The sequence below is a fragment of the Nocardia tengchongensis genome (genome assembly GCF_054781395.1).
On record NZ_BAAGUM010000004.1, the window covers coordinates 708,023 to 728,032 of the forward strand.

The 20,010-nt window shown below is 67.5% G+C and carries 21 protein-coding genes; 13 read left to right on the forward strand and 8 right to left on the reverse strand.

Going from position 1 to position 20,010, the window contains the following annotated elements:
* Positions 1 to 8: 8 nt before the first annotated feature.
* Positions 9 to 1,448: an MFS transporter gene (locus ACYVKL_RS08520; protein ID WP_379169744.1), complete on the reverse strand. Its 1,440-nt coding sequence runs from the start codon at positions 1,446 to 1,448 to the stop codon at positions 9 to 11.
* A 128-nt stretch (positions 1,449 to 1,576) separates the two neighbouring features.
* Between ACYVKL_RS08520 and ACYVKL_RS08525 the strand changes: the two genes are divergently transcribed.
* Positions 1,577 to 2,158 carry a TetR/AcrR family transcriptional regulator gene (locus tag ACYVKL_RS08525; protein WP_379169746.1) on the forward strand — a complete coding sequence of 194 codons (582 nt, stop codon included), beginning with the start codon at positions 1,577 to 1,579 and terminating at the stop codon, positions 2,156 to 2,158.
* 67 nt (positions 2,159 to 2,225) lie between these two features.
* On the opposite strand, the gene ACYVKL_RS08530 is transcribed toward ACYVKL_RS08525, so the two are convergent.
* On the reverse strand, positions 2,226 to 2,849 hold the full coding sequence (locus ACYVKL_RS08530) for a TetR family transcriptional regulator (protein WP_379169748.1): 624 nt from the start codon (positions 2,847 to 2,849) through the stop codon (positions 2,226 to 2,228).
* A gap of 116 nt (positions 2,850 to 2,965) precedes the next feature.
* Here ACYVKL_RS08530 and ACYVKL_RS08535 point away from each other — a divergent pair, with 116 nt between their 5' ends.
* Complete coding sequence (locus ACYVKL_RS08535) at positions 2,966 to 3,748, forward strand: SDR family NAD(P)-dependent oxidoreductase (protein WP_213556433.1); 783 nt, start codon at positions 2,966 to 2,968, stop codon at positions 3,746 to 3,748.
* A 50-nt stretch (positions 3,749 to 3,798) separates the two neighbouring features.
* Here ACYVKL_RS08535 and ACYVKL_RS08540 read toward each other — a convergent pair whose 3' ends face one another.
* A complete protein-coding gene (locus tag ACYVKL_RS08540) occupies positions 3,799 to 4,176 on the reverse strand; it encodes a helix-turn-helix domain-containing protein (protein WP_379169751.1) in 378 nt (125 codons plus the stop codon).
* 318 nt (positions 4,177 to 4,494) lie between these two features.
* Between ACYVKL_RS08540 and ACYVKL_RS08545 the strand changes: the two genes are divergently transcribed.
* The 3 genes from ACYVKL_RS08545 to ACYVKL_RS08555 all read left to right on the forward strand — a co-directional run bounded on the left by ACYVKL_RS08545 (position 4,495) and on the right by ACYVKL_RS08555 (position 7,239).
* A complete protein-coding gene (locus tag ACYVKL_RS08545) occupies positions 4,495 to 5,889 on the forward strand; it encodes an MFS transporter (RefSeq protein WP_379169753.1) in 1,395 nt (464 codons plus the stop codon).
* 122 nt (positions 5,890 to 6,011) lie between these two features.
* On the forward strand, positions 6,012 to 6,320 hold the full coding sequence (locus tag ACYVKL_RS08550) for a hypothetical protein (protein ID WP_379169754.1): 309 nt from the start codon (positions 6,012 to 6,014) through the stop codon (positions 6,318 to 6,320).
* Between the two features lie 208 nt (positions 6,321 to 6,528).
* On the forward strand, positions 6,529 to 7,239 hold the full coding sequence (locus ACYVKL_RS08555; RefSeq protein WP_379169756.1) for a S1 family peptidase: 711 nt from the start codon (positions 6,529 to 6,531) through the stop codon (positions 7,237 to 7,239).
* Positions 7,240 to 7,245: 6 nt separating this feature from the next.
* Here ACYVKL_RS08555 and ACYVKL_RS08560 read toward each other — a convergent pair whose 3' ends face one another.
* Together ACYVKL_RS08560 and ACYVKL_RS08565 are read right to left on the reverse strand one after the other, a co-directional pair.
* The gene (locus ACYVKL_RS08560) at positions 7,246 to 7,803 is read right to left on the reverse strand and encodes an NUDIX domain-containing protein (protein ID WP_379169758.1); all 558 of its coding nucleotides are present in this window, start codon (positions 7,801 to 7,803) and stop codon (positions 7,246 to 7,248) included.
* Positions 7,804 to 7,919: 116 nt separating this feature from the next.
* Positions 7,920 to 8,438 (reverse strand): STM3941 family protein, encoded by a 519-nt coding sequence (locus ACYVKL_RS08565; protein WP_379169760.1) that lies wholly within the window; start codon positions 8,436 to 8,438, stop codon positions 7,920 to 7,922.
* Positions 8,439 to 9,152: 714 nt separating this feature from the next.
* On the opposite strand from ACYVKL_RS08565, the gene ACYVKL_RS08570 reads away from it, so the two are divergent.
* Positions 9,153 to 10,331, forward strand: a complete 1,179-nt coding sequence (locus ACYVKL_RS08570; RefSeq protein ID WP_379169762.1) for a cytochrome P450 family protein — start codon at positions 9,153 to 9,155, stop codon at positions 10,329 to 10,331.
* A 37-nt stretch (positions 10,332 to 10,368) separates the two neighbouring features.
* Here the strand turns inward: ACYVKL_RS08570 and ACYVKL_RS08575 are convergent, their stop codons facing one another.
* Positions 10,369 to 10,497 carry a hypothetical protein gene (locus tag ACYVKL_RS08575; protein ID WP_379169764.1) on the reverse strand — a complete coding sequence of 43 codons (129 nt, stop codon included), beginning with the start codon at positions 10,495 to 10,497 and terminating at the stop codon, positions 10,369 to 10,371.
* Between ACYVKL_RS08575 and ACYVKL_RS08580 the strand changes: the two genes are divergently transcribed.
* The 3 genes from ACYVKL_RS08580 (at position 10,492) to ACYVKL_RS08590 (ending at position 13,456) form a co-directional block, all read left to right on the forward strand.
* Positions 10,492 to 11,622 carry an agmatine deiminase family protein gene (locus ACYVKL_RS08580; RefSeq protein WP_379169766.1) on the forward strand — a complete coding sequence of 377 codons (1,131 nt, stop codon included), beginning with the start codon at positions 10,492 to 10,494 and terminating at the stop codon, positions 11,620 to 11,622. The two genes, ACYVKL_RS08575 and ACYVKL_RS08580, sit on opposite strands and share 6 nt — an antisense overlap.
* 130 nt (positions 11,623 to 11,752) lie before the next feature.
* Positions 11,753 to 12,811 carry an agmatine deiminase family protein gene (locus tag ACYVKL_RS08585; protein ID WP_379169891.1) on the forward strand — a complete coding sequence of 353 codons (1,059 nt, stop codon included), beginning with the start codon at positions 11,753 to 11,755 and terminating at the stop codon, positions 12,809 to 12,811.
* Between the two features lie 72 nt (positions 12,812 to 12,883).
* On the forward strand, positions 12,884 to 13,456 hold the full coding sequence (locus ACYVKL_RS08590; RefSeq protein ID WP_379169768.1) for a TetR/AcrR family transcriptional regulator: 573 nt from the start codon (positions 12,884 to 12,886) through the stop codon (positions 13,454 to 13,456).
* A gap of 12 nt (positions 13,457 to 13,468) precedes the next feature.
* Here ACYVKL_RS08590 and ACYVKL_RS08595 read toward each other — a convergent pair whose 3' ends face one another.
* Positions 13,469 to 14,047 (reverse strand): TetR/AcrR family transcriptional regulator, encoded by a 579-nt coding sequence (locus ACYVKL_RS08595; RefSeq protein ID WP_379169770.1) that lies wholly within the window; start codon positions 14,045 to 14,047, stop codon positions 13,469 to 13,471.
* 5 nt (positions 14,048 to 14,052) lie between these two features.
* Positions 14,053 to 15,186 carry an agmatine deiminase family protein gene (locus tag ACYVKL_RS08600; RefSeq protein ID WP_379169772.1) on the reverse strand — a complete coding sequence of 378 codons (1,134 nt, stop codon included), beginning with the start codon at positions 15,184 to 15,186 and terminating at the stop codon, positions 14,053 to 14,055.
* A gap of 265 nt (positions 15,187 to 15,451) precedes the next feature.
* On the opposite strand from ACYVKL_RS08600, the gene ACYVKL_RS08605 reads away from it, so the two are divergent.
* The 4 genes from ACYVKL_RS08605 (at position 15,452) to ACYVKL_RS08620 (ending at position 20,009) form a co-directional block, all read left to right on the forward strand.
* The gene (locus ACYVKL_RS08605; RefSeq protein WP_379169774.1) at positions 15,452 to 16,162 is read left to right on the forward strand and encodes a DUF8020 domain-containing protein; all 711 of its coding nucleotides are present in this window, start codon (positions 15,452 to 15,454) and stop codon (positions 16,160 to 16,162) included.
* 124 nt (positions 16,163 to 16,286) lie between these two features.
* Complete coding sequence (locus tag ACYVKL_RS08610; RefSeq protein ID WP_379169776.1) at positions 16,287 to 17,324, forward strand: agmatine deiminase family protein; 1,038 nt, start codon at positions 16,287 to 16,289, stop codon at positions 17,322 to 17,324.
* Entirely contained in the window at positions 17,321 to 18,298 is a 978-nt protein-coding gene (locus ACYVKL_RS08615; RefSeq protein ID WP_379169778.1) for a nitrilase-related carbon-nitrogen hydrolase, read from the forward strand. Before ACYVKL_RS08610 ends, ACYVKL_RS08615 begins: the two co-directional genes overlap by 4 nt.
* A gap of 73 nt (positions 18,299 to 18,371) precedes the next feature.
* Complete coding sequence (locus ACYVKL_RS08620; RefSeq protein ID WP_379169780.1) at positions 18,372 to 20,009, forward strand: ABC transporter substrate-binding protein; 1,638 nt, start codon at positions 18,372 to 18,374, stop codon at positions 20,007 to 20,009.
* Position 20,010 lies beyond the last annotated feature (1 nt).

Consider the following 20,010-nt stretch of genomic DNA (forward strand, 5'->3'; position numbering starts at 1 on the left):
TGCACAGATCAGGTCGCGGGACGGGGGTTGCGGAAGGTCAGAGCGACGGCGAAGGTCAGCGCCGCGATGGCCGCGGCCGCGGCGAACGCGGTGGTCATGCCACTCACCAAGGCATGCTGGGCCGACCCGCCCGCACTACGCGAGACCGTGCCGAAGACGGTGACCAGGGCGGCCAGACCGAGCGAGGCGCCGGTCTGCTGCAGGGTCTGCAGCGCACCGCCCGCCGCACCCGCGTCGTCGGGCTCGACATTCGACATGATGATGACGTTCAGCGGCGAAACCGCCAGGCCGATACCGCATCCCATCAGGAGCATGGCCACGAACAGCAGCGGGAAGTAGCCGCTGTCCGCTGTCAGCCGGGTCAGTAGAAGCAGTCCGGCGACCATGGCGCCCGCACCGGTCATGGCCAGGGGCTTCGGGCCGAAGCGCGGTAGCAGGCGCGGAATCAGCCGGATCATGGTGAACATCAGCACCGCGGTCGGCAGAAACGCGAAACCGGTGGCGAGCGCGCTCAATCCGAGCACATCCTGCAGGAATTGGGTGAGGAAGAAGAACATGGACATGCCCGCCATCGGCGTCAGGAACATGTTCGCGTAGGCGGTGGCGCGATTGCGATCGGCGAACAGTCGCAAGGGCAGCAGGGGCTGGGTCGTCCGCGACTCGATGATGAGGAACACCGCGACCAGGACGATTCCGGCGACTAGGGAGATCTCGGTGGTCGCAGCACCCCAGCCGTGCGAGGCGGCGCTGATGAATCCGTAGACCAGCGCGGCCACACCGAAGGTGGCGGTGACCGCGCCGGGCAGGTCGAGGTGGGCCGGTTTGCGGTGCGCGGCAGGCAGATAGCGCACCGCCAGCGCCACCACGACCAGCCCGAAGGGCACATTGATGAACAGCACCGAGCGCCAGCTCAGCCATTCGGTCAGCAGCCCGCCGACGATGAGCCCGATGGCGAATCCCGCGCTGGACATGCCGGAGAACAGCGCGAGCACCCGCATGCGGGCCTTCGGTTCATCGAAGATGGTGGTCAGCAGAGCGAGCGTGCTGGGTCCGGCCATCGCACCGCCGATGCCCTGCACGACCCGGGCGGCGATGAGCCAGCCCGCCGCGGGCGCGAACCCGCCCGCGAGCGAGGCCAGCGTGAACAACGTTGCGCCCGTGATGAACAGCGTGCGGCGGCCGAACAGATCCCCGGCGCGGCCGCCGAGCAGCAGCAGCCCGCCGAAGACCAGGCTGTAGGAGCTCATCACCCAGGACAGTCCGGTGGCGCTGAAGTGCAGGTCGGTCTGGATGCGCGGCAGTGCCACATTCATCACGGTGATATCGAGGACGATCATCAATTGGCAGGTCAGGAGGGTGGTCAGCACGATGCCGTGGCGTGACCGGACCGATCGTTGGCGGACGCGGGCACGGGTGCCGGCATCAGGGGAAGAAATGGTGGTCGACAAGGAATGCTCCGGATCGAGGGAGAGTCAAACGGAGGATGCCTCCGTTTCCGATGGAGCTATCATATGGAGGATTCCTCCGGTTACGCAAGACTATCCGGAGGGTCCATCCGTTTTCTAGTGGAGGGTTCGTGGGAGCACCGTCGACGGACAAGCCGATGCGCGCCGACGCGCGCCGCAATTACGAGCGGATCGTCACGACCGCCCAGGAGGCCTTTGCCGAACTGGGCCCCGACGCGGCGCTCGAGGAGATCGCGCGCCGGGCGGGCGTCGGCATCGGCACGCTGTACCGGCACTTCCCCACCCGCGAGGCGCTGATCGAGGTGGTCTACCGCTCCAATATCGAGCAGTTGAGCGCACGCGCCCACGAGCTACTCGAACAAGAGCCCGCCTCCATGGCTTTCGAGACCTGGCTGCGCGAACAGGTGCTGTGGGTGATGGCGAATCGCAGCCTCGCCACCACCCTCAAGGCCGGTATGGACCACGAATCCCCCACCTTCCAGCTGTGCCGGACCGCGATCCTCGAAGCCACGACCGCGCTGGTGCGGGCCGCACAGGACGCGGGCGCAATCCGCGCCGACATAGAACCCCGCGACCTGGTACGGCTCGGTCACGGGATCGGCGTCGCCTGCGAGACCACCCCCGACGCGGCCGAACGCCTGCTGGCGGTGGCCGTCGACGGCCTGCGCGTCACGCCCGATCAGCGGTTGTAGGGCTGCTCCTCAGGAATCGAACCCTATGAAAACCATGCGGTCCGCTTGATGGTGGACCGCAGCGCGGCTACCGCAGGATGTCGGTGGCGAGGCGGGCCAGGCAGGTGTCGAGAACGTCGGCGGCGGAACCGGTTTCCTCGCCGGCGGCCCACAGTTCGGTGGCCAGGCGCACCGCGGTATTGGCCATGGCGGCGGCCAGTGCGACATCGAGGTCGTCGGCGGAGCGGCCGGTGCGGGCGGCGATGATGGGGATCAGCTGGGTTTCGCAGTCGTATTGGACGCGCAGCCAGGTCGCACGCAGGGCGGGGAGCTGGGTGGCGGCTCGCACCACCGGCCGCAGCCGGTCTTCCACGATTCCCTCGGCCGCGAGTGTGCCCAGGGTGGCGACCCGGTAGGACCGGCTCAGCGCCTCGCGCAGCGGCAGATCGGGCGGGCAGGCGGCCAGTTCGTCGGCCCAGGCCTGGGTGCCGATGGCCAGCAGGGGGGCCACGACGTCCTCCTTGCCCGCGAAGTAGCGGTAGAAGGTGCGCAGTCCCATGCCGGAGGCGGCGGCGATCTCTTCGACAGTCGTTGCGGCGTAACCGTTCTCGATGAAGAGGTGCGCCGCCACCAGCGCCACTTCGCGGCGGGTGGCCGCGCGGCGGGTCTCGCTGAGGGCCGGCCGGCCGGTCCGATTTCGCTCGCTGGTCACGCGGGGAACTGTACCGAGGCCGAAAACGTTTCCTGGCGTCATGTGCCATTTTCGGCATATCGTGTCAGAAACTAGTTCCACCGACGAAGCTAGTTCCCTCGATCAGGAAGTGATCCATGAACCGTCTCGAGCAGCGCCGCATCCTGGTGACCGGCGCCGGATCCGGTATCGGCCAGGCCACTGTTCTCCGACTGCTGTCCGAAGGCGCGGTCGTCGCCGGGGCCGACGTCAATGCCGAGGGCCTGGAACTGACCCGCAAGCAGGCCGCCGAGGCCGGCGCCGACGCGCGCCTGACCATCGTCGAGATGAACATCGGCCAGGAGTCCGAGGTCATCGCCGGGGTGCGCACCGCCATCGAGGCGCTCGGCGGGCTGGACGCGGTCGTCAACGCGGCGGGCATCCTGCGCGCGGCGCACACCCACGAGACCTCGCTGGATCTGTGGAACCAGATCATCAACGTCAACCTCACCGGCACCTTCCTGGTCATCCGGGAGGCGCTGCCCGCACTGCTGGCGAACCCGCGCAGCACGGTCGTCAACTTCAGCTCCACCTCGGCCAACTTCGCGCACCCGTACATGGCCGCGTATTCGGCGAGCAAGGGCGGCATCCAGACGCTGACCCACGTGCTGGCGCTGGAATACGGCAAGCAAGGTCTGCGCGCGGTGAGCGTCGCGCCCGGCGGCATCAAGTCCGGCATCACCGACGCCACCCCCGGCTACCTGCCGCAGGATGCCGACTGGTCGCTGTTCGGTCGCCTGATCGCCGTTCTGCCGCAGGACAATCCGGAGGAACTGGCCGGTCCCGAGAACGTGGCGGGCGTCATCGCCATGCTGGTCTCCGACGACGGCCGCTTCATCAGTGGCACCGAGATCCGTATCGACGGCGCGGCGCACACGTAATCACACACGGCTAGGCCCCGATCGGCGATCCGATCGGGGCCTGACGCCATTTAACCGGCGGCGACCAGGCCGCGCACGATGCTGTCCGCCGTCCCCGACGGCCATTCCAGCGCCGTATCGAGCTTGGCCAGCAGATCCGGCGCGGGCTCCTCGATCAGGCACCGCTCGATCTGGCTGATCGAGCCGGCCGACGGCCCGCCCTTCTTGGCCACATCGGCCTGCGTCCAGCTGTTCTCCCGCCGGCGCGCCTTCACCCGCTCCGCGAGCGCCTGGATATCCGGCTGCCCGGCGGCAACGGTCTCCGTGACGACCTGTTCGACGACAGGTTCGGGCGCGACAGCTTCGCGCGCCACCGGCTTCGCGGCGACTTCCGCGACGACGGCCTCATCCCGCACCACGGCCTGCGGCCGCGCCTTCCCGGAAGTCATCAGTCCCTGCGTAATGAGCCGAGACCGCTTCCGCCTACCCAACTTCCCCATACACCGCTCCTCGATCCGCATCCCAGCCTTCGGCTGAAGCACCGGATAGGTTGCCACAAGTTCGCGAGAATCCCCTGTCAACCGCCGAATGTCGGCGTGGCATCACCCGAGCGCGTGGGGCACATCACCCGAACCGGACTTGCATATACCCCCCTGGGGTATTAATGTCCGTGCTGCCGAACTCCACGAAAGGGAGCACGAAATGTGCGAATGCCACTGTCTCCGACCCCGTGACTCGCCCCGGCCCTTTCCCAGGAAGTGATTCCCATGCGTTCCACACCAGCGTTCAGCTCCCTCTTCCGCAACCACGACTATCTGCGACTGTTCACCGCCCAGGTCTCCGGCCTCTTCGGTACCGGATTGACCACCGTCGCACTGGGTTTGCTGGCCTATGACCTCGCCGGCGGCGCGGCCGCCGCGGTGCTGGGCACCGCGCTCACCATCAAGATGCTGATGTACGTGACCGTCGCGCCGGTGGTCGCGGCCTACGCCCACCGGCTGCCCCGCCGCGGCTTCCTGACCGCGCTGCACCTGGTGCGCGCCGCGGTCGTGCTGGCACTGCCGTTCATCGATCAGATCTGGCAGATCTACGTGCTGATCGCGATCCTGCAGACCGCGTCGGCCGCATACACGCCCACCTACCAGGCGGTCATCCCCGACATCCTGCCCGACGAGCGCGAGTACACCCGCGCACTGTCCGCGGCGCAATTGGCCGCCACCATGGAGACGCTGCTGAGCCCCATGCTCGCCGCCGCCGCGCTGACCGTCATGAGCTTCCACTGGCTGTTCGTCGGCACCGCCATCGGATTCGCCGTCTCCGCCGTCCTGGTGCTGGCCACCCGAATTCCGAATTCCACCGCCGCGGGCGGAGATTCGTTCCGGGAGCGGATCACGGCCGGGGTGCGCATCTTCGCCGCGACGCCGCGGCTGCGCGGACTGCTCGGCCTGAACCTGGTGGTCGCGGCCGCCGGTTCGGTGATCATGGTCAATACCGTCAACTACGTGCGCGACACCCTCGGCGGCACCCAGTCCGGAGTGGCGATGCTGCTGGCCGCCAACGGTTTCGGCACCATGCTGGTGGCGCTGTCGCTGCCGCGGGTGCTCGACCGGCTCGGGGCGCGCCCGGTGATGCTGACCGGCGCGGCCACCCTGATCACCGGCCTCGCCGGGGCCATCGCACTGTCGACGGCCGGCGCGGGCGACTGGCGATGGGTTGCCGCACTGGCGATCTGGGCCACCATCGGCGCGGGCACCGCGGCCATCCTGACCCCCACCGGTCAGGTGCTGCGCCGCTCGTCGCAACCGGCTGATCGCCCGGCCCTGTTCGCGGCCCAGTTCTCGCTCTCGCATCTGGCGTGGCTGGTGACCTACCCGATCACCGGATGGCTCACCACGACAGCGGGATTCACCGTCACCTGGGTGACGCTGGCAGTGCTGGCCGCGGCGGGAATCGCTGTGGCGCTGCGGATGTGGCCGCGACGCGACCCCGAGGTGATCACCCACCTGCACGCGCCGGGCACCCTCACCGCCGACCGACTGGGTGACGCCGAGCTGCTGAGCAGCGGCTACTACCGCCACACCCACCCGTACGTGATCGACGCCGACCACCGCCGCTGGCCAACCCCGACGCCACGCGGGCTCGAGGTTCTCACCACGGCTTGACCCCGCCCAGACGGCCGGAAACCGCCAGGCATACCAACTCTCCGGCAGCGGATACCAGTGTTCGCCGACACATCAGGCAGACTCGAACCCGCAAACCGAACCTTGCTCCGAGGAGTTCATCTATGCGTAAGATCCTCCCGTCCGCTCTGCTGGCCGCCAGCGCCGTCGGCGCCCTGCTGGTGCTGCCCGCCGGCACCGCGAGCGCCCTCTCCCCCGCCTGCCAGACCGCCGGCGACATCTACAACAGCTACGGCTCGCTGGGCCCGAGCCCGCAGCAGCGTCGCGAGGTCGCCGACCGCCTCCGCGCCATCGAGGCCTCCGGCGACGAGCGCACCGCGATCGACAACTTCGCCAACGCCCTCGCCAACGGCGACGTCGCCATGATCAGCAGCACCGGCGTCCTGCTCAACGGCATCTGCGGCCGGGGCTAGTCGCCCCCTGCTCTCCGCAGCACGCTCCGGGCCGGGTCACCCACGGGTGACCCGGCCCGCAGTGTGTCAGCGGCGAGGGCACAGGTGAACCGCTGACCAGTTCGAACGCGGTCGCGGCGGGTACGGATCTGTGTGCGCACCGACCAGTGTCTGTGACGGGCGTCACATTCCCTTTCCCGATGGGTGTGCGATCACGAATTGTCGAATCATGTCGATTGCTTCGGGTTCGCTGACGACGGGGTTGATCACCGCCGCTATCGCCGCCGCCACGCTCAGCGGCGCCGGCGCGGCCACCGCCGACGTGATGGTGCCACTGGGCGGCGGCTCCGGGATCGTGCTCAGCAACAGGGCGATCTGTTCGCTCACCACGATCGGATACGACAACGCGGGCAGACTGGTCGGATTGACTGCGGGCCATTGCGCGCCCGAGGGCACGCAGGTGGCGGCCGAGATCAACCGCGGCGCCGGCGCCATCGGCACGGTCGCCTATTCCGACAACGGCCGGGACCTCGACTACGCCGTCATCGAATTCGACCCCGCCCGTGTCGTTCCCACGCGCACGGTCGGCGGCACCACCATCGCCGGCACCGCTCCCGCGCCGGGCGTGGGCAGCCAGGTCTGCGTCAACGGCCGCAGCACCGGCTACAACTGCAGCATCAACTGGGGCCCGTTCGAGGATGTCACCCTCAGCCAAGTCTGTTCCAACCACGGCGATTCCGGCGGCCCCGTCACCGCCGGCGACCGCCTGATCGGCATGCTCCAGGGCGGCATCGTCGGCTACGACAACATCCCCTTCGACTTCCCCTGCACCACCCCCGCCAACCCCCTGCACTCCCCCACCTTCTACCGCCCGATCGACGACATCCTCACCGACATCAATGTCGCGGGCCGCACCGGCGCCGGCTACCACCCGGCCTGATCCCATTCAAAGCGTGCCGCAGAGTTTGCGGATGAATCGTGGAAGGTGAGGGTCGGTCGGGGGCAGGTTGCCGGGGTCGAGATCCCACCATCGGCTGCCGTCGAACTCCTCTGGGGCGAGCCGATACTGGCGTGTTCGGTCACCGCGAACTACGAACCACAGCGAGACATCGACGTGGCGAGCCACCTGGCCGACCGTTGTCGTTCGGGTGAGGAACAGGGGGTGTTCGCCGACCACGTCGAAGGTGGGGGTGATGCCCAGTTCCTCGGCGGCTTCGCGGCGGGCTGCGGTCAGGGGGTGTTCGCCTGGTTCGATGTGTCCCCCCATCGGGAGGTGTAAGCCTGCGAGGCGGTGGCGGCCCAGGAATATGGCTTTCGCGTGGGGGTCGATCAGGACTACGTAGGAGACCAGGTGTGGGGATGGGGTTGCGGGCTTGACTCGACGGAAGATGTCGTCGGTTGATTCGAGCCACGCCAATGTTGTTGCGATATGTCGCATTTCGAGGTCATCGTGCGGGTGGATGCCGGCGACGAGTTCCGCGATGACAGCGGTTGCGGGCTGCATGACGGCGAAGAGTACGCCGGACGTCCGACAGATCGGGGGATTGGCTGTGCCGGGCCAACTGACACCGGCCGTGGACGGACGCGGGCCCCGGGCGCATACCCGGGGCTCGCTTCGTTTCAGGACCGGTGCTCGGGGAGGTGGTTGCGCATGACCGCGACGACGTCCTGCGAGGAGACGGGGAAAGTCTGGGTGGAGAAAACGGCGGGGCTGTAACCGAGGCCTTGGTTCACTCGGCCCAGCACTCGGGTCCGAAGCGAGGAGCGCTCGAGGTAGGCGGCCGGGTCTCGGAGCGCGACGTCGACGAATGGTTGTCCGGCGATCCGGGAGATGGCCACACCGTCGACATCGGTCCAGTCGATCGGGCCCAGGCGCCGGTGGGTGAACCCCCGATCAGTGATGATCAGCGCGGGCGACCGCCGGAACAGCTGCGTCACCATGAGCACCAGGCACGCCCCGAAGAACAGGATCGACAGCGCGCCGACGAACGCCGCACTCGCCTCGGTGGTCAGCACCAGCACATAGCCCAGGAAGACCGACAGGGCCGCCCCAAGGGCCAGCAGTGCCGCGCGCAGCTTCGACGCGGTGTAGACCGTTGCCTGTTCCGGGTTTCCGACCCGCTTCTCGGATTCGGTCACTGCCTTCCCCCTGCCACCAATCGCTCGCTCACCGAGTCAGTATGCGTCATCCCGAGTCAGCGCAAGCCGCAGGTCGATGAGCTACGGCTTGCACCGTGGACCGTGACACGGCCACGGCGGTCGAGGCCTGTGACCTGGCAAGCCCGCGACTACTAGAGGGTTATGTTGGCGCACTTGGCTTCTCGGCCAAATCCAGCTGGATTCACCCGAGTTCGCGGCCGACCTGGACACCTGCCGCGCCCCGACCAGTGAGAGGTTCGGTTCCCTTGCCCTGGTGAAACTTTCGCCCGGCGTCACCGCTACCCTGGTGATCGGCTATCGCACCGTAACATCCGCCACGCCGAGGAGTGACTTCACGCGGGCATGCCTACTCCCCGAACCCGAGCCGGGATGCGCACACCCCGTAGCTACGGGTAGCATCCGACGAGTGATCCAAACCTGTTACAGCGGAACGCGTTCAACGTGTCGTCCGGTACGCAGGTGCGTCACGGTTACCCAGTTACGCCGGTAGCGTCGCCGCCGGCCGGTTAGCCGGAGCCGCGCACGTGCTGGAATATCGATGCGGTACAGCGTCGTTCGCATCCGGGCAGCAATCACCGACGTAATGTCGTTTGTTCGAGCTCTTCTCACCGCTCATGTTCCACCCGCTCATGGGAGTTGCACGTTGAAGATGTTCGCTTTGCCGATGCCGGATCGCCGTGCGGGAGTATCCGAGTGAAGCTGCACTCGCCGGAGTTCGCCGCCGACCCGCACCGCGCCTACGACGACCTGCGCCGCCGGTACGGCCCCGTCGCGCCGATCGAACTGGCCGACGGGATCCCGGCCACCCTGATCCTCGGCTACCGCGAAGCGCTGCGGATTCTCGCTGACCCCGAACACTTTCCGGCTGATCCGCGCAGCTGGCAGCACACCATTCCGGAGAGCTGCCCGGTGATGCCGATCATGGAGTGGGGTCCGGCCGAACCGGGCGACAGGGGCCGATCGCCCTACCGCGCCGCGTATCTGGCCGCCATGGCCGACATCGACCAGTATCGGCTGCGCGGGACCGTCGAATCCGCCGCCATGCCACTGATCAACAGCTTCTGCGGCGCCGGGCAAGCCGATCTGCTCGCCGACTACGCCCGCCCCCTGACCCTCCGGGTCCTCGACGACCTGATCGGCCTGCCACCGCAACTGGGCGCCGAAGCCGGCGCCGCGCTGCTGGATCTGATCGAGGCCACCGACACGGATGCCTCCAGCCGCGCCGACCACCGCTTCCGCGCGGTCCTGGCCGAACTGGTAACCGCCCGACGCCGCTGCCCCGCTCGCGACGTCACCTCGACCCTGATCGGCCACGCCGCCGCCTTCGACGACGCCGAAATCGTCGAGCAACTGGCCAAGCTCTACGTCATGGGCGCCGAACCGACCTGGAATCTCATCGTCAACGCCCTGGTCCTGATGGCCGATGACGCCGGTTTCCATGACGACCTGCTAGCCGGCTCGCTGCAATTGCGAGACGCCATCGACAAGGTCCTCTTCGCCGATCCCCCGCTGGCCAACGCCTGTCCCCGTTACCCCCAGCAACCCCAGGTGATCGGCAACTCCTGGCTCCCGGTGAACCAACCGGTCTTGATCAGCATCACCGCGTGCAACAACGACCCCGCCGTCTCCGGCGATCACACCGGCAACCGCTCCCACCTGGCCTGGGGCATCGGCGCCCACACCTGCCCCGCCCAGCCGATCGCCTCGATCATCGCCCGCGAGGCCCTCGACCAACTCCTCGACGCCCTCCCGGACATCAAACTCGCGATCCCCCTGCCCGAACTCCCCTGGCGCCCCAGCACTTTCCACCGCGCACCGCTCACGGTCCCGGTGACCTTCCCACCCTCCCCACCCCTGGGCCTTCGGTCGTAGGAACCGTCGTCGATATTGACTGACTTTTCAGTCAGCGTTACCGTTGCAGGCCTCTGGCGCCCGGCCCGATGCCTGTCGAGCGGCCGGTCATCACCATCGCGGTGCGCTTCGAGATCCACACGACATGGTCGGCCTTGGCGACCGGATTGGGAGTGATGCTGTGCATCGACGTCGTTTCGTACAAACAGGATTGAGCGTGGTCGGCGGGTTGCTGCTGGCGGGTAAGACCGCCGCGGCCATGCCCGCTCTCGGCAGCGGAAGTAGCGAGGGAGGCAATGCCGAGCACGACGACCGGCAGTGGTTGATGCCGGACGAGGGCGACCCGCACAAGCGCACGTGGATGGCGTTCGGCGCGGCAGCGCATTACGGCGACGTGCTGCCGGAAGCCAGGCGTAATCTCGCGGCGATCGCGCAGGCCATCGCACGATTCGAACCGGTCTCAATGCTGGTCCGCCCCGAGGAGATGGACGTGGCACGGGGGCTGATCGGCGGGGCGAACGTCGAATTGGTTCCGGCGGCGCTCGATGATCTGTGGATGCGCGATACCGGTCCGGTGTTCGTCAAGGGCAGCGGCGGCAAGGCCGGAGTCGACTTCAACTTCAACGGCTGGGGCAACAAGCAGGCTCATGGTCAGGACGCCGCGGTGGCCAAGATCGTCACCGGACGGGCGGGCACCCAGACCTTGTCGACCCAGCTCGTGCTCGAGGGCGGCGGGATCGAGGTCGACGGCCAGGGCACCGCCATCATCACCGAAAGCTGCGTGCTCAATCCCAATCGCAATCCGGGCTGGAGCAAGCAGGACGTCGAAGCCGAGCTCGGCTATCTGCTGGGGCTGAAGAAGATCATCTGGCTGCCCGGCATCGCCGGCCAGGACATCACCGACGGGCACACCGACTTCTATGCCCGCTTCGCCAGTCCCGGCGTGGTCGTGGCCGGGCTGGACACCGACCCGAAGTCCTACGACCACGACGTCACCATGCGTCATCTCGACATCCTGAAGTCCGCGACCGATGCGCGCGGACGCCAGGTTCGGGTCGAGGTCATCAAGGCGCCCACCCAGATCCGGCCCGAATACAAGGACAAGGATTTCGCGGCCGGCTACATCAACTTCTATGTCTGCAACGGCGCGGTCATCGCGCCGGAATTCGGCGACCGTGAGGCGGATTCGGCCGCCAAGGCGACGCTCGCGCGCCTGTTCCCGAACCGGCAGATCGTGCAGGTGAACATCGACGGCATCGCCTGGGCCGGCGGCGGCATCCACTGCACCACGCAGCAAGAACCGGTGGACTAGACCACCGACACTGTGACCGAGAACGCCCCGTGCACCACATTGACTAAATATTCAGTCAGTTCTAGAGTTCGATGTGCGGGGCGTCCGGACATCAGGAGAAGAAGACATGAGCAAGGGTCGATTCGCGCAGATGAGCGGCGCGCTGAGCCGCCTGCTGGGAGATTCCGCCGCATTCGAGGATGACGGGCGGCGCTGGTCCATGCCCGAGGAAGGCGATCCGCACCGGCGGACCTGGATGGCCTTCGGCGCGAGCGAGAACGTCTGGGGCCGACATCTGCTGCCGCAGGTACAGCACGATCTGGCGCGGATCGCCCAGACGATCGCCCGATTCGAGCCCGTCACCGTCCTCGTCCGCCCCGAGGACTTCGACCTGGCCTGCCGCCTGTTCACAGCCGCGAATATTCAGTTGGTCGTCGCGCCGCTCGACGATATCTGGATGAGAGACACCGGCCCCGTTTTCGTGCACGGCGACAAGAACATGGCCGCGGTCGACTTCAACTTCAACGGCTGGGGCGGCAAACAGAAGGCCCGCCAGGATCGCAAGGTGGCCGACTTCGTCACCCGCTCGGCCACGGTCGAGGCACTGCCGGCCGAATTGGTCCTCGAGGGCGGCGCGATCGAGGTCGACGGCCGCGGCACCGCCATCATCACCGAAAGCTGTGTGCTCAACAACAATCGGAACCCGGGCTGGAAGAAGAAGGACGTCGAGGACGAGCTGCGCTACCTGCTCGGGCTCGAGAAGATCATCTGGCTACCCGGCATCGCGGGCTACGACATCACCGACGGGCACACCGACTTCTATGCCCGCTTCGCCCGGCCCGGTGTGGTCGTGGCCGGACTGGACAACGATCCCGACTCGTTCGACTACGAGGTCACCCGCGCCCATCTCGATATCCTGCGCTCGGCCACCGACGCGTCGGGCCGCCCCCTCCAGGTCGAGGTGATCGAAGGGCCGTCGCAGGTCCGCCCGCGGTACGACTGCGAGGACTTCGCGGCCGGCTACATCAACTTCTATGTCTGTAACCAGGCGGTGATCGCACCGGAATTCGGTGATCCCCGAACGGATTCGGCGGCGCACGCGACACTGCAGCGGCTGTTCCCCGACCGCTACATCGCCCAGATCAGTATCGACGGCATCGCCGCCGGCGGTGGTGGCATCCACTGCACCACACAGCAAGAACCCGTGTAACTCGAAGCTCCGCGATTCACCTCCGGGCCCGTATCCGTCAGATCGTTCGGCATATCCGTAAAGTGAGGTTCCGTGTCCGATCGTCAGACTCAAATCCTGGAAGCAGCCATCCGGGTCATCGCCCAGGACGGCGTACGCGGGCTGCGCATCGAGAAGCTCGCGGCCGAAGCGGGGGTCTCCACCGCGCTGATCTACTACCACTTCAAGGATCGGGCGGGCGTACTGCACAGCGCGCTGGGATTCATCAACGACCAGGCACAGCGCTACACCGACGACGCGTTCGCACATACGAATCCGCGGGCCGCGCTCGAGCAGATGCTGCTGCTCGAACTGCAGAACGTCCCCGATGTCCGTAACAACAGCATCGCCTGGGGCGAATTGCGCGCCAGCGCTGTCTTCTCCGATGATCTGCGCGACCAGCTGCGCGCCACCACCCAGGAATGGGTCGACGAGACGGCGACGCTGATCGATCGCGCCCGCGAGGCCGGGTTCGCGGTCCGCGACGTCAACCCCACCGCCGCGGCCGAACGCCTCACCGCTCTGGTCGAGGGGTTGAGTGAGCGCTGGCTCAGCGGATCGCTCTCCTTGGAGCGCGCCCGCGAGCTGCTGTCCGGCGCGGTCGTCGCCGAACTGGGCCGGAGCTGATCGCCCTCCCCGTCAGTCGCGGAGTGCACCGAGCTCGGTAGCGATTGCGCCCGACAGCAATTCACGTGTTCGCTCGACCGTCGTCGACCCGCTCAGCCACCGTGCGGTCAACGCCTCGACCAGGGTGGTGAGGCGTTCGGCCGCACCGGAGAGATCCGGCGCCGGATCGCCCGGCCCGGTGTCGGCCACCTCGCGCAGGACATCCTCGACGTGGTCGATCCATTCCCCGGTGGTGGCCCGCAACGGCTCCCGTAGATCGGCCTCGAACACGGCGCTGGCGCGAAACTCACCCCAGGCGATGCATTCTCGGCGGACCTCGACCGCGCTCTGCAATTCGACGAGCAACATCTCCTCGAGGGCCGCGCGCGGACTGCTGCCGCGCGGCGCGGCCTCGATGTGCGCCGCAGCGCGATGGTCGAGGTGCTCGAGCGCGCGGCGGAGCACGCCCGCGCGATCGTCGAAGTAGTAGTAGATCAGCGCGGCGGAGACGCCGGCTTCGGCCGCGACCCTGCCGATGCGCAATCCCCGTACCCCGTCCTCGGCGAGCACACGAACTGTCGCTTCGAGAATCTGTGCCTGGCGATCGGTCACGACCGCTATCCCACCGGCTGCTGTTGCGTGGTGCAGTGGATCCCGCCACCACCCGCGGCGATACCGTCGATGTCGATCTGCACGACCTCGCGGCCGGGGAACAAGCGCTCCAGGGTGTCCCGCGCGGCCGAATCTCCGTCCTGGTCACCGAATTGCGGTGCGATGACGCCACCGTTGCAGACATAGAAGTTGATGTACCCGGCCGCGAAGTCCTTCTGATCCCGGTATTGCGGGCGCACCTGCGCCGGACCCTCGATCACTTCCACCTGGAGTGCATTGCCGTGCACATCCGTTGCGCCCCTCAGGATTTCGAGGTGGCGCTGGGTGACATCGTGGTCGTAGGAATCCGGGTCGGTGTCCAATCCGGCCACCACCACCCCCGGGCGAGCGAAGCGGGCATAGAAGTCGGTGTGCCCGTCGGTGATGTCCTCACCCTTGATACCGGGCAGCCAGATGATCTTCTCGAGTCCGAGCAGGTACTTCAGCTCGGACTCCACGTCGGCTTTGCTCCAGCCCGGGTTCCGATTGTCGTTCAGCACACAGCTTTCGGTGATGATGCCCGTGCCCTGACCGTCGACCTCGATCCCGCCGCCCTCGAGCACCAGTCCGGTATGCAGCGTTTCGACCCCGGCCCGGCCGGTGACGATCTCGGCGACCTTCGCGTCCTGCGCGTGCTTCTGCTTGCCTCCCCAGCCGTTGAAGTTGAAGTCGACCCCGGCCATCCCCGTTGCGCCCTTGACGAATACCGGACCGGTATCGCGCATCCACAGATCGTCGAGCGCCGCCGGAACCAACTCGACATTCGCACCACCGATGAGCCCGCGCGCCAGATCCATCTCTTCAGCGCGCACCAGCATCGACACCGGCTCGAAACGCGCGATGGCCGGCGCAACAGCAGCCAGGTTGTCCCGCACCACCGGAAGCAGCTCCGCACCCCACACGCGTTCGCCGGCGCCGAAGGCCATCCAGGTCCGAACGTGGGGGTCGCCCTCCTCGGGCATCAGCCAGGCGCGATCGTCGTGCGGAACCCGGCTGGGCGGGGCGCCGGCGGTGTCCTGCGAGCCCGACTCGTCGCACCCGGCCAGAACCAGGCCGCCCGCCACCGCCGCGCTCAGTCGGAAGAACCGCCGGCGTCGCATCGCACCACTCCTCGTGTTCGGTCCGTCCTCGGCGGCCGGATCGCGCGTGCGATCGCATGGCTAACGCGATCGTAACGCTGACTAAATAGTCAAACAACTAGCGCCGGATAGCGTGTCAATCCAGACACCCGCGGTAGTCCACCAGCACATCGTGGACATTGCGGCGAAATCTGACTGAATTTTTAGACAACATGGCCGGGTGACTCAGGACACGATCCGTCACAAACTATTCGACACGTCACACCGCCCACCCAGAGAGACCAGGATGAAGCTTCGCTCGATCGGCACGACGGCCGCCATCACCGTCGCCGCGCTCACCGCCACTTCGGTAACCGCCGGTTTGGCTGCCGCACAGACAGATTCACCCGAGGCGCAGCCCGGCATCCATTACCGGGCCCGCCTCGTCGACCACTCGGTCGTGGTCACCACCGATGCCGGATCGCTGGCAGCGGAAGGCGATCGGTTCCACATCCTCGACGGGAGCGGCCGACTCGCCGCGGTCCTGCCGCTGAGCTACCAGCGCGATGACAAGGTCTGGCCGATCGCGACCCGAATCGACGGCAACACCGCGATCCTGACGCCGAGCACCGATCCGGCGACGGCCGTGCCCGCCCCCGCGGGGACGCCGATGTTGAACTCGATCGACGCGACCGCGAACCCCAACTACAACCAGGCCCTGGCCAATCTGTCCAGCGCCGCCACCATCGGCGCGGCGGTCGGCACGCTGATCGGTACCGCGATCGGCGCCGCCGTCGGATGCGTCGCGGGCGGCGCGCTGCTGGGCGCGGGCGCGGGCATTCCCACCCTCGGCACCCTGGCGATTCCCGGCGCCATCGGCGGCTGCCTGGTCACGGCGGCAGCGGCGGCGCCGCTCGGCGCGGCCATCGGTTTGATCGCCATCGGCGGCCCGATCACGGTCGTCGCCCTACTGCAGTTCTTCGCCGACCTGGCCACCCCGCCGGCTCCGGCGAACTGATCGCCGCGGCGATCCCCCGGCATCGGATCGCAGCTGGTCCGGGCCACTGACCATCATTGACTAAATTTTCAGTCAATGTGACGATGCTCATACGATTTCGACGACGAAGGATCGGAAACAACCCATGAACCCCAGTACGACGACCTGGCGCATGCCGGCCGAGTGGGCGCCCCACGAGCGATGCCTCATGGCATGGCCGACCCGCGAAAGCCTGTGGGGCCCTTACTTCGAGGAAGCGAAGGCCGAGTACGCCGCGACCGCGAACGCCATCGGCGAATTCGAACCGGTCCTGATGATCGCCAACCCGGGGCAGGCCGACGAGGTCCGCAAGGCGTGCGGCAAGGCGGTCGATGTCATCGAGTTGCCGATCGACGACTCCTGGATCCGGGATTCGGGGCCGATCATCGTGAACGATCGGCAGGGCGGGCGCGCGGGCGTGGACTTCCGCTTCAACTCGTGGGGTGAGCGATTCCTGCCCTACGACAAGGACGACGCACTCACCGGCCGCGTCCTCGAGCACCTCGGCCTGGAGCGCCGGCCGTCGGACATGGTGCTCGAAGGCGGCTCGATCACCGTCGACGGCGAGGGCACGCTCATCACCACCGAACAGTGCCTGCTCGATCCGAACCGCAACCCGTCGATGTCGCGCGAGCAGATCGAGGACGAACTGCGGCGGCGACTGGGCGTCACCACCGTGATCTGGCTTCCCTACGGGCATTTCGACGACGCCCACACCGATGGCCATGTCGACGGCGTCTGCACGTTCGTCCGTCCGGGCGCCGTCGTCGCCCAGACCTGCACGGATCCGGCGCTGCCCGACTTCGAGCGGATGGCCGCGAACCTCGAGGTCCTGCGCTCGTCGACAGACGCCGCGGGTCGACCCATCGAGATCTACGAATTGCCGGAATTCCCGGTCACGACCCTCCCCGACGGCACCGAGACGATGGTCGCCTACGCCAACTTCTATGTCGCCAACGGCGCGGTGATCACCCCGATCGCCGGGCACGAACTCGACGAGCCGGCCTTGGCGACCCTGCGGAAAGCCTTCCCCGATCGCGAAGTCGTCGGTGTCCCCGGCAATATCGTCGCCTTCGGCGGCGGCGGCGTGCATTGCATCACCCAGCAGATTCCGAGCGAGATCACCGAAGGGACCGTCCGATGAGCGACCTGGGCACCCGAGGCCAGACCGTCGCCGATGACGGCAACTTCGTCATCGTCACCGCCATCGACACGCCACTCCCCTCCCCCGCCCGGGTGGCGCCGCCGACCAGGACGCCGATCCGGATCGGTGCGGTGCAGACCCGCTGGCACGCGGATCCCGACGAGCATCGCGCCGTGCTGTCGGCGGGCGTCGCGCGCGCGGCGCTGCTCGGCGCGCAGGTCGTGTGCCTGCAGGAACTGACCCTGAGCCCGTACTTCGCGACCGTGCCGGACAACCCGGACGCCCCGAAACACCGGGAACACATCCCCGACGGGCCGACCACCACGTTCGCGCGTGAACTCGCGGCCCGGCACGACATCCTGGTGCACGCCTCGCTCTACGAGCACAGCGACACCGGACTCGGGTACAACACGGCGATCCTGGTGTCCCCCACCGGCGAGGTGCTCGCCCGCACCCGCAAGCTGCACATTCCCGAGTTCCCGGGCTACCACGAGGATCGCTACTTCGATTCCGACGACAGCGGATTCCCGGTGATCGACGCGGCCGGCAGCCGATTCGGCTTCCCCACCTGCTGGGATCAGTGGTTCCCCGAGCTGGCCCGGGTGTATTCGCTGCGCGGCGCCGAAATCCTGGTCTATCCGACCGCGATCGGCAGTGACCCCGAGCTGCACGAGTTCGACACCCTGCCGATGTGGCACCAGATGATCGCGGCCAACGGCCTGGCCAACGCCACCTTCATGGTCGCCGTGAATCGGACCGGACACGAGGACGGGATCACCTTCTACGGGTCCTCGTTCATCTCCGACCCGTATGGGCGCACCATGGTGCAGGCTCCCCGGGACCGCGACAGCGTCCTGGTCGCCGACCTGGATCTGGATCAGCGCCGCGACTGGCTCACCTTCGGGATGTTCGACACGCGTCGCCCGGCCAGCTACGGCGCTCTGACCGCCGAACCGATCAGCTCCGAGGCATAGCACGCCACCTGCCCGTGCCCGGCGGCTCGCTGACGGCACACCGAGATAGGCCCGACACTTCCCGAGGGACGAAATGCGCATCACCACAATGAAACTCGTGGCCCTGGCCACCTGCACGACAGCTCTGCTGGCCGGGTGCGGCGGGCGGCCGGAGACCACCGCCACCGCCATCTCCGACGCGAAGTTCCTGGGTCTACCCTCGGTGACGTCCGCGGCCGCCGGGCCCGTGGACAGCGCCACCTGGGCGCTGTACCGCGACCCCACCACCATCGATCCGGCCCAGGCGTTCGACTACCCGGAGAACACCGTCGTCTCGACGCTGTGCGATTCATTGCTGCGTCAGCAACCGGACGGGTCGATCACCCCCGGGCTGGCGAGCGAGTACCGTTTCGACACGCCGACCTCCCTGGTCCTCAAATTGCGCGCCGGCGTGCGCTTCTGGGACGGGCAGCCGGTGACGCCCGCCGATGTCGTGTTCAGTCTGCAGCGCCACTTGGATCCGCAGACCAGCAGTTTTTACAGCACGGTGCTCAACCGTGTCTCCTCGATCGCCGCCGATGGTCCCGACGGTGTCCGGCTCACGCTGAGCGGCCCGGACTACTGGCTGCCGGGCGAGCTCTCGTCGATGGCGGGCGTCGTCGTCGAGGAGCGGTACGCCCGTGCCCAGGGGCAGCGTTTCGGCACCCCGGACGGCGGCACGATGTGTACCGGGCCCTACAAGCTCGCGGAGTGGACGGCCGGCAAGTCGCTGAAAGTCACCGCCAATCCGGATTATTGGGATCCGTCGCTGAAGCCGATGACCCACCAGCTCGACTTCCGGGGCGTCTCCAACGCGGCCACGCTGACCACCGCGCTGTCGACCGGCGAGATCAGCGGGACGTACCTGACCGACACCTCCACCTTCCGGGAACTCGAGCAGATCAAGAACACCCGGATCCACATGGGGACCTCCGGCGAGACGGAGTTCTTGATTCCGGCGGATCTCACCGGCGTCCTCGGGGACGTGCGGGTGCGCAAGGCGCTGTCGCTGGCGTTCGACCGGAACAGTTTCAGCAACGCCGTCTACGGCGGCAACGCGGTCGGGCCGCGGATGTCCACCAATCCGGGCACGTGGGGTTACGCGAAGGACGCCTTCACCGCGGCGTGGAACGCCGCGCCGGAACCCACCTTCGATCTCGAGCAGGCCAAACAGCTTATCCGTGACGCCGGTGCCGAAGGCAAGCCGATGGTCATCGGCACCTCCACCGGACTGTCGACGGTCAACACCGCGGCCAACGCCTGGCTGGAGGCCGCCAACGCGATCGGCCTGAAGGCCAGTCTGCACAATGTCTCCCCGCAGAACTACATCAACTTCTTCACCGACCCCAAGGCGCGCGAGGGTGTCGACGCGTTCAGCACCACGACCTACGGTGACTACGCCGATCCCGCGGCCCTGATCGCCAGCTACACCGAACCCAAAGGCGTGCAGAACTATTCGGGATACGACAATCCGCAGGTGCACGCGGCGCTGGAGCGGGCCCGGGCGGCGGCGGATCCGGAGCAGCGGGCGGCGGCGACGATCGAGGCCGACCGGCTGGTGATGGCCGACCTGCCGTGGATTCCGATGGTGCATCCGCCGCTGTTCCTGATCATGGACCAGAAGCTCACCGGCGCCCCGTCGTCGTTCGCCTACATGCAGGCGCCGTGGCTGGCCAAGCTCGGACAGGGGTAAC

Excerpts from the sequence above, each read along its gene's own strand:
- ACYVKL_RS08535 (WP_213556433.1), top strand. The coding sequence starts at position 2,966 with ATGAACCGTCTCGAGCAGCGCCGCATCCTGGTGACCGGCGCCGGATCC.
- ACYVKL_RS08540 (WP_379169751.1), bottom strand. The coding sequence starts at position 4,176 with ATGACTTCCGGGAAGGCGCGGCCGCAGGCCGTGGTGCGGGATGAGGCC.
- ACYVKL_RS08545 (WP_379169753.1), top strand. The coding sequence starts at position 4,495 with ATGCGTTCCACACCAGCGTTCAGCTCCCTCTTCCGCAACCACGACTAT.
- ACYVKL_RS08550 (WP_379169754.1), top strand. The coding sequence starts at position 6,012 with ATGCGTAAGATCCTCCCGTCCGCTCTGCTGGCCGCCAGCGCCGTCGGC.
- ACYVKL_RS08555 (WP_379169756.1), top strand. The coding sequence starts at position 6,529 with ATGTCGATTGCTTCGGGTTCGCTGACGACGGGGTTGATCACCGCCGCT.
- ACYVKL_RS08560 (WP_379169758.1), bottom strand. The coding sequence starts at position 7,803 with ATGCAGCCCGCAACCGCTGTCATCGCGGAACTCGTCGCCGGCATCCAC.
- ACYVKL_RS08575 (WP_379169764.1), bottom strand. The coding sequence starts at position 10,497 with ATGCACAGCATCACTCCCAATCCGGTCGCCAAGGCCGACCATGTCGTG.
- ACYVKL_RS08585 (WP_379169891.1), top strand. The coding sequence starts at position 11,753 with ATGAGCGGCGCGCTGAGCCGCCTGCTGGGAGATTCCGCCGCATTCGAG.
- ACYVKL_RS08600 (WP_379169772.1), bottom strand. The coding sequence starts at position 15,186 with ATGCGACGCCGGCGGTTCTTCCGACTGAGCGCGGCGGTGGCGGGCGGC.
- ACYVKL_RS08605 (WP_379169774.1), top strand. The coding sequence starts at position 15,452 with ATGAAGCTTCGCTCGATCGGCACGACGGCCGCCATCACCGTCGCCGCG.
- ACYVKL_RS08610 (WP_379169776.1), top strand. The coding sequence starts at position 16,287 with ATGAACCCCAGTACGACGACCTGGCGCATGCCGGCCGAGTGGGCGCCC.
- ACYVKL_RS08615 (WP_379169778.1), top strand. The coding sequence starts at position 17,321 with ATGAGCGACCTGGGCACCCGAGGCCAGACCGTCGCCGATGACGGCAAC.
- ACYVKL_RS08620 (WP_379169780.1), top strand. The coding sequence starts at position 18,372 with ATGCGCATCACCACAATGAAACTCGTGGCCCTGGCCACCTGCACGACA.